This is a genomic window from uncultured Campylobacter sp., assembly GCF_938045225.1.
Classification (GTDB): Bacteria; Campylobacterota; Campylobacteria; order Campylobacterales; family Campylobacteraceae; genus Campylobacter_A.
The window spans coordinates 1-5,402 of record NZ_CALINL010000298.1; the positions used below are offsets into that span (position 1 = coordinate 1).

At 44.0% G+C, this 5,402-nt stretch carries 6 protein-coding genes and 1 pseudogene; all 7 read right to left on the reverse strand.

Features of this window, described 5'->3' with window-relative positions; genetic code table 11:
- On the reverse strand, positions 1–816 hold an 816-nt coding region (locus Q0200_RS10860; protein WP_297941094.1), incomplete at its 3' end, for a 2-hydroxyacyl-CoA dehydratase family protein.
- 14 nt (positions 817–830) lie between these two features.
- The gene (gene ruvA / locus Q0200_RS10865; RefSeq protein ID WP_297941096.1) at positions 831–1,385 is read right to left on the reverse strand and encodes a Holliday junction branch migration protein RuvA; all 555 of its coding nucleotides are present in this window, start codon (positions 1,383–1,385) and stop codon (positions 831–833) included.
- Positions 1,386–1,413: 28 nt separating this feature from the next.
- The gene (locus tag Q0200_RS10870; protein ID WP_297941098.1) at positions 1,414–1,977 is read right to left on the reverse strand and encodes a hypothetical protein; all 564 of its coding nucleotides are present in this window, start codon (positions 1,975–1,977) and stop codon (positions 1,414–1,416) included.
- Entirely contained in the window at positions 1,974–2,906 is a 933-nt protein-coding gene (locus Q0200_RS10875; protein ID WP_297941100.1) for an MlaD family protein, read from the reverse strand. The genes Q0200_RS10870 and Q0200_RS10875 overlap by 4 nt, the downstream gene beginning before the upstream one ends.
- Positions 2,896–3,639: an ATP-binding cassette domain-containing protein gene (locus tag Q0200_RS10880; RefSeq protein WP_297941102.1), complete on the reverse strand. Its 744-nt coding sequence runs from the start codon at positions 3,637–3,639 to the stop codon at positions 2,896–2,898. Before Q0200_RS10880 ends, Q0200_RS10875 begins: the two co-directional genes overlap by 11 nt.
- Entirely contained in the window at positions 3,640–4,776 is a 1,137-nt protein-coding gene (locus tag Q0200_RS10885) for an ABC transporter permease (RefSeq protein ID WP_297941104.1), read from the reverse strand. It abuts the gene before it with no gap.
- A gap of 2 nt (positions 4,777–4,778) precedes the next feature.
- Positions 4,779–5,402: pseudogene (locus tag Q0200_RS10890) on the reverse strand (hypothetical protein); the annotation flags it as partial.

A 5,402-nucleotide genomic window follows, 5' to 3' on the forward strand; every position in this document is an offset into this window, starting at 1 on the left:
AAGTCTTTTTCGTAGTTCTCCCAATCCAATGACAAGCGTGCTATTGAATGCTTCAGATTTTGATCCATTTTTTAAAGCCTCCTCTTTAGTATATACAACTGGAATATTCAATTCAGTCTGCGATTTATTTCCCCACATTTCGAGTATCGCAGGACTTAATCCTTCCTTATCCAACAGCTTAAGAGCAGCAAGCATTTTTATCTTTTCTTTTTTGTTATATATAAAATCACTTGCAAATAGCACTTGGTGCATCTCACTACCACTAATCGGACTCGGATCGAGTTTGGCTAGATCCATAAGTTTATTTAGCACATCTCTTTCTTTATTGAAAATTTCTATTGTCTCTTTTAGCTTTTCGTCTGTGATTTTTACATCAAGATGTTTTTCAAGATAATCTTTAAAATCCCTCATCTCATATATCCAAAGCTCTAAACTACGTTTATTTGTCATATTCGGAAGTTCTAAGACATGCACTTCTTTATGCTTTGCAAGAAGCTCATACATCTTCTTCTTGCCATCACAAGTAGTCTCTCCTATGATAATATCGCTAGCATTCATATATGGACATTTTTTGGTCACGGCATATCCGTAGCTTGCTTTGATAAGTGGGCAAAGATTTCGTGGAAGTTCGGCGTGAGCAGCATTTATAGGACTTTCATCGTAGGCACAAAGACTGATTGGTACGGCACCAGCAGCATAAATCAGCTCTTTTGGAGAGTATGTACAAAACGTGCCAACTATGCTTTTGCCTTTAGCTTTTAAGTCTAGTAGTGCTAGAGAATTTCTCTTTTTTAGTTTAATGAAATCATATTTCATATTTTTTCCTTTTTTTATGCTAGTTTTTTTAGGGCTTGTTTGATTAGTTCGCCCGTATTTTGCGCGTCGCACTCGCTTAGCGCCTTGGTTATCTTTTCTCTTTTAAAGCCAAGACTCTCAAGAGCCAAGATCGCTTCGTGCTGGTGGCTAGGCAGATTTTCGTCCATCGTCATCTTTGCGTCGCTAAGTTCGGCGATAATACGTCTAGCCGTCTTTGAGCCGATGCCAGGCACCGTTTGTAGCGCCGCCGCGTCTCCGCTTTTTATCGCATTTAAAAATGCGTTCGAATTTAGACTCGAGCACACCGCCATCGCCGTCGCCGCGCCGATACCGCTTAGTTTTATCAGCATCTCAAACATCTTTTGCTCGTTGCTATCTAAAAATCCGTAAAGCAAGTCCGCATCCTCGCGGATGATCTGTGTGATGTTTAGCTCCACGCTTTGGCCTCGCTCGAGTTTTGCCGAGCAAAAAAGCGAGATTGCTACGCCGTAGCTCACGCCGCCGGCCGTCTTTAAGATGAGATTTGCGGGCTCTTTTTTGGTTATCACGCCCTCGATCGCTTTTATCATCGTTTTCCTTTAAAATTTGCGATTATCTCTAAAATTTGATTAATTCTTGCAAAAATTTATCCGTAACCTCGCTAAAGGCGGCATTTAGCGCCTTCATCGCGATTTCGCCCTCGTCCGCGCCTGCGTCTTTTTGCGAGCTTAGCACGACGCTTTTTAGCTCTTTGCCGTCTTTAAAAAAGCTAAACATCATCGAAATTTGCGCTTTTTGATCTTTGATTTGAAGTGTTAGTAAATTTGACTTTACGCTTATGTCTGCGTTTTTAAAAGAGGGCTTAAACACGCACTGATCGCTCGCGGCTATGATCAAATTTCGCCTAGCCATCTCGCTTGGGAGCGCTAAAAATTTGATATTTTTTAGCGGACGGATCTCACCGTTTGCGTCTATCTTTAGGACTTCGCGGCTCTCGTACGCGCCAAAAACCCGCACCTCCTCGATAAAAACCGTTTTTTCGGGCTTGTTTGCGCACTCTTTAAATTTATCCTCCGCGCCGCCTAGCATAAAATAATTCGTCCTAGGCGCGGGCTTTGCCAAAACGCTGCAACCGCTAAAAAACAGTGCCGCGGCAGCTAAAACCGTGCTTAAAATTTTCATTTTTCGTCCTTTTTCTGCGTGTCTTTAAAGAAAAAATCGTACGGATCGTCCTCGAGTCTAAAGAGGGTGTTTCTAAAATCAGAAATCAACTTTTGAAAACTAAGCAGCGTCCTCTCCGTCTCGTCGCCAATCGTATTTAGCGCGTCCTTTACGTCGTATTCGCCGCTTTTTATCTTTTCTGCTATCGCGGTTTGTAGATTTTTTAGCGCCTGCGCGGCGTCTGAGGCCTTGGTCGTAAACGAATTTACGAACTCAAGCGTGCCCGAGGCGTTTTTTAGCGCTTTTTTTAGCTCGTTTAGCGTCAAATTTGCATTTGCCAGCACCTCGTTGGCATTTGCTATAGTCGCGTTTATATCGAGATTTCCGGCGTTTATCTTTTTCGCGGCTTCATCAACCGAAACTAGGATAGACGAAAATTTAGCTGCATTTTCGTCGCTTAAAAATTTATTGATATTTTTAAACGTCGACTCTAAATTTTTCGTTAGATACTCGGCTCTGTCGCCGATTTTATCAAAAAAGCTCGCCTCAAGACCGATGTAGGCCTTTTCATTTTTATCAAAGAGCGGGCTATCCATGCTGCCGCGCGAGATATTTAGGTAGCCGATGCCAGTGATGCCCTGTATCTCCGCAGACGCCGTGCTATCGGTTCTTATCGGTATGTCTTTTCTCACGGAGAGTTCAAGCTCGATGAGAGCCTCTTTTTCGTCGGCAAAGCGGATATCCTTGACCGTGCCCGCGTCTACGCCGATAAATTTGACCGTGGAGTCCCTTTTTATGCCGCTTGGCAAGCTTGTGGTTTTGATGAAATACGACCTGTAATCATCGGCCTTTTTCCCGTATCCGCCCAGCCACCATGCCGCGATGCCTAGCGCGCTCACGACGAGCACGAAAAAGAGTCCTATCAAAGTATAATTTATTTTATTTCCCACCGTTTTTCCTTGTTTTTAAAAGCTCTTCGAGCGGATTTTCGGGCATTTTCATCAGCTGCTCAAAAGTCCCTTCAAAGGCTATCTTTTTATCCTGAAGTATCAAAAATCTATCTAAAATCGTACAAATACTATCTATATCGTGCGTCACCATCACGACCGTGACGCCAAGCGTATCTCGTAGCTCGACCACCAGCTCGTCAAAGGCGCGCGCGCTGCTTGGATCAAGGCCGGAGTTTGGCTCGTCTAAAAACAAAATTTTAGGACTTAGCACTAGAGCCCTAGCCATCGCCACGCGCTTTTTCATACCGCCACTTAGCTCGCTTGGGTATTGCAGCGCGACGTTTTCGCTAAGGCCTACTTTTTGCAGCCAAAACATCGCTATCTCGCGCATCGATCTCTCGCTCATGCCGCTATATTCTTTTAGTAGGATGTAGATATTTTCCAGTACGTTCATCGAGGTATAAAGCGCGCCGAACTGAAACATAACGCTGCAAGCGAGCTTTATCTCCTGCCTAGCCGCTTCGTCTAGCGACCACAGATCGCGCCCTAGCATCTCGACTTTGCCGCCGCTTGGTTCCTTTAGATATATCATCGTTTTCATCAGCGTCGATTTACCCGTACCGCTACCGCCGAGCAGCCCGTAAATTTCAGCCTCGTTTACGTGAAAATTTAGCCCGTCGTGGATCACTCGGTCGCCAAATTTAGTCGTTAAATCAGTCGCTTTTATTATCATTTATATGCCTAGCTGCGTGAAAATAATCGAAAACAGCGCGTCCACCATGATCACGCCAAATATCGCGTTTACAACGCTCACGGTCGTATAAGTGCCCACGCTTTGGGTGTTTCCGCCGATCTGAAAGCCCCTCATGCAGCCGATAAACGCGATCACGATGCCAAAAAACGGTGCCTTAAAAAGCCCGACGTAAAGATGCTTGATATCCACCTCTTGGCCAAATCTCGCCAGGTAGCTATCAAAGCTGATGTTTAGGTAGTTTTCCATCACGACCATCTCGCCGAAAATCCCCGCCACGTCGGCTAAAAATACGATAAGAGGCATGGCTACGATGAGAGCTATCACGCGAGGCAGAACGAGAAATTTAAACGGATCAAATCCCATCGTTTTCATTGCGTCGATCTCTTCGGTGATTTTCATAACGCCGATTTGCGCGGTAAAGCTAGACGCCAGACGCCCGGCAACAATGATGGCGGCGATGAGCGGAGCTATCTCGCGCAGGGTCAAAAGCCCCATCATCTCGACGATTATTATCGTGGCGCCGAAACTCTCGAGCAAATTTGAGCCCTGATATGCCAGCACGATGCCGATGAGAAAAGAGGTAAGGCACACGATAAAAACCGACTTTATACCCGCATCCTCAAAATATGCCAAAATTTCCTTCACGCGGATATTTTTTAGCATGAATATCTTGCTAAATTTGACCAAAAACTCGCCCATGAAATTTAAAAACGCGCAAAATCCCGCAAAAAACGCGGTTAAATTTTTGCCGATTTGAGATAGCGGATTTTCGTGGGGTTTGGCGCTTATAATCTGCTTTATTTTGGGATTTATTTCGCTATTTATCGAGGCAAAAATCTTTTGAGCGTGCGGATTTAAATTTACGAGCTCATACTCTTTGCGAGCGTTTAAAAAGGTATTTTTAAAAAACAGCGCCGCTGCGTAATCAAGCTCTTTTACGTCTTTAAAATTTAAAACGATTTTATTAAATTTCTTTGAGCCAATGAGTGCGGCCGTCTGAGTCCAAATTTGAGCCGGCAGCTTGTAGTTCCAGTCGTTTTTTAGATTTATCGTTAGCTTACCGCCGCCTTGCTCGCACCTGTAAAATTCGCTTTCAAATTTTAAAAAAAGAGGCAAATTTAGGCCTTTCTGACGTTATTGTTTTTCTTGACTACGTAGTCTATGTCGCCATCCTCGGTCTCGACCTTAGCTATTGTTATGACTCGGGCGATCTCGTTTTCGCGGGTGCTGTACGTGATGTCGCGAGCAGGAGCGACGAGCCTAAATTTTATCTCGTTAAATTCGCGCCAATTACTATGATTTATCACCTTTGAGTTAAATATTCCGTCTTGAATATTGGCTATTTCGCTTTTTAGCTCGGCGATCGCGGCTTTTTTCTCGCGGAATTCCTTTAAAAGCGCGTTATACTCGTGCACCAGCTGCTGATACTCTTTTAGCTTTTTCATAAATGTAACTGGCGGTATCACTTTGGCTTTTGAGAGCTCTTCGATCTTGGCTTTTATCGTATAGATCGAGTCTTTGTTCTCGTTGATGACATTTTTCTTGCTCTCTATATTTTTAAGAAGTGTTGAGAGTTCAAGCTTGGTGCTTTCGATCTTGCTTAGCTGATCTTGCGTAGCCTCCGCACTTTCTGGCATCTTGCTAGCATCAATGATAAATTTATTATCAGTGCCTTTTAGATATCTAACGTCTATTAGGTGCGAGGCTGTGATGGTGCAGTTTGAGCCAAGCGTGTCTATCTG

Bases quoted from the DNA above. Each gene is read 5' to 3' on its own strand.
- ruvA (WP_297941096.1), bottom strand. From the start codon at position 1,385: ATGATAAAAGCGATCGAGGGCGTGATAACCAAAAAAGAGCCCGCAAAT.
- Q0200_RS10870 (WP_297941098.1), bottom strand. From the start codon at position 1,977: ATGAAAATTTTAAGCACGGTTTTAGCTGCCGCGGCACTGTTTTTTAGC.
- Q0200_RS10880 (WP_297941102.1), bottom strand. From the start codon at position 3,639: ATGATAATAAAAGCGACTGATTTAACGACTAAATTTGGCGACCGAGTG.